Genomic DNA, 2,278 nt, shown 5'->3' on the forward strand with positions numbered 1-2,278 from the left:
GATGATTTACGAACCGCCGTATACGAGACCCGTACGTACGGTGGTGTGAGAGGCGCACTCCGACTATTTTAGTCGGAGCCGTCTACTCGATTGGCAGTAGGCTTTATTTTTTGTCAGTTATCTTTTTAACTTCTTCCATTTCGAATAAAGAATTCATTTCACAGATTGCTTTATTTGTATTGTATTTATCAAATTTTAGGTTTTTAGAATTTACTTTTGCATCACTTAATTTATGTTTGAGTTTTAAGTAAATATCATTATCCTGTTTTGTGAAATATTTTCTTGTTTTTTGGTAATCAGCTAAGTGTTTTTTTAGTTGCTTTTCAGCTGATTTACAGTCTGTAAATAGTTTGTTAGTTCTTTCAAAATGTAATAAAAACCAAAATTCGATACAGGGATTATTTACAACGACAATAACATTATTAAACTTTTCAGCTTTTTCTTTTAGTTTAATAAATAACTGTTCGCTTGTTTCAGCACTTTTTTTGGTTTCACGTGTTTCTTTTGCAATCACATCATAATCTACAATCCAAAAAACTTTAGTGTAGTCTTCAGCTAAATCCTCAACCATTCTAAATTGTTCAGGAATACTTTTTTTACTTGGAAGTTTTGGCTCTATGTTTATGTTTAGCTCTCTTTCGTTACGCTTAAACATTTGTAAGTACCAAACCTCGGTATCTCCATCAACAACAAATGCAAATGCCTTGGAACCTTTTATTTTTATTTTTGATCTTTGTCTCATATGCGTTAGTCAAGATCAATGTAGTAATCACCTAAATTAGGTTTTCCTTTTAATTTTCCACTCTTGTATGCATTTAGTACGTTTGTAGTGTCCCTTACGACAGAAGTATCAAAATCAGCTAAAGAGTAAAGTTCTGTTGAACAGTAGTCTTCTGATTTATTTGTGAACCAAATTGCATCATTTCTAAAAACATCTTTATTATCTAATATTTCTCTATTATGTGTAGTCGCTAATATTTGAGAATTTTCAGAGTTAACAAGAAATGATAATAAAAATTGAATATACAAATCTGGATGAAGAGAAGCTTCTAGTTCATCTATTGGAATAATGTGATTTTTTTTAATTAACAAAGCGAGTAAACCAGCAAAACCATAATATCTTCTAGTACCTTGAGATTCTAGGTCTATTGGTAGATTATACTTGTTACCATTTACTGTATGCTCAAAATCAATATTTACTGAAGTTATTTTACCTTCTTCTTTAAGCTTTTTAACTCTGTCATTAGAGGCTTTAAGTTGTTTCTCTACAAACTCAATAAAACCATCAGGTAATTCTTTATCTTCTTCTTGAATATGTATGTCAGAAATATGAAAATCTGCTTTTTTTAAGATATTTATTACATCTTTTTTTAAAATTTCACTATTATCAATTTTTGATGTTATATATCCTTCTAGTTCAGTTCTTGTATATACTAGTGGCTTTAAGTATGTTTTGAACCAATCTATGGTTTCGTTCAATTCAATAGAATCGATATTTGTTTTTAGAAACCCGCCTAAAACGCTATTATTCCATAGAGTGTTAGATTCAAGAGTTTTAATAAATGTTTTGTCTTTTTTTATTTTACTGCCAAATTTTATCTCTGTAAACTGATGTTTTAAATCAGTTTTTCTTTTAAAAACATTAGCTTTTTTTGGATTATAGTTGTCAAGTTTTTCACTAATGATTGCTTTTTCTGTAAATTCTATTTCATAGTCATATCGTATTCCATTTTGTAAAAAATCGATAGATAGTGTTGAAGTCTGATTAGGCGTCTCTTTATCGAAAAGAAAAGGTTTGAATTCCAATGAATTAGTTTTTTTTTCTTCGGGTTCTAGAATTAAATCCCTTAAAAATTCCAAACCTTTAAGTATTGTAGTTTTTCCTGATGCATTAGCACCATAGATAAGAGCTAGTTTAAGTAATCTAAAACCACTTACATTCATTATGTAATAATCATTAAGGTGTTCAGATTTGTCTGCTTCAAAAGTCAACGTCTGTTTTTCTTTTACAGAACCAAAATTTTGTAAACTAAAATTGATTATCATTTTTTAATCTCTATTTTGTAAGTTTTTTACAAATTAACGGTAAAAAAATGATTTGTTTTAAGTTTTTGTGTTTAAATTTTGTTAATTAGTTACATTGCTCAGCTTACTGCCAACGATTTATATATGGTTTGTTGCGTTTTTGAAGCACTAAATTAAGTAAATAAAAACGGAATAGAAAATCCCCTAAGGATTTTCGTAAGTAGGTTCGCACTAGCAATAAATTATATATTTT

2 protein-coding genes are annotated in these 2,278 nt (G+C 28.7%); both read right to left on the reverse strand.

All coding sequences use genetic code 11. The annotated features are described in order from the left end of the window. Positions 1 to 103 precede the first annotated feature (103 nt). Positions 104 to 742: an RloB family protein gene (locus DPIF8902391_RS08110; RefSeq protein WP_058885310.1), complete on the reverse strand. Its 639-nt coding sequence runs from the start codon at positions 740 to 742 to the stop codon at positions 104 to 106. 5 nt (positions 743 to 747) lie between these two features. After that, entirely contained in the window at positions 748 to 2,046 is a 1,299-nt protein-coding gene (locus DPIF8902391_RS08115) for an AAA family ATPase (protein ID WP_058885309.1), read from the reverse strand. Between the last annotated feature and the right edge of the window lie 232 nt (positions 2,047 to 2,278).

Origin of the sequence: Tenacibaculum finnmarkense genomovar ulcerans, from assembly GCF_900239495.1 — a bacterium.
GTDB lineage: Bacteria > Bacteroidota > Bacteroidia > Flavobacteriales > Flavobacteriaceae > Polaribacter > Polaribacter ulcerans.

Bases quoted from the DNA above. Each gene is read 5' to 3' on its own strand.
- DPIF8902391_RS08110 (WP_058885310.1), bottom strand. From the start codon at position 742: ATGAGACAAAGATCAAAAATAAAAATAAAAGGTTCCAAGGCATTTGCA.
- DPIF8902391_RS08115 (WP_058885309.1), bottom strand. From the start codon at position 2,046: ATGATAATCAATTTTAGTTTACAAAATTTTGGTTCTGTAAAAGAAAAA.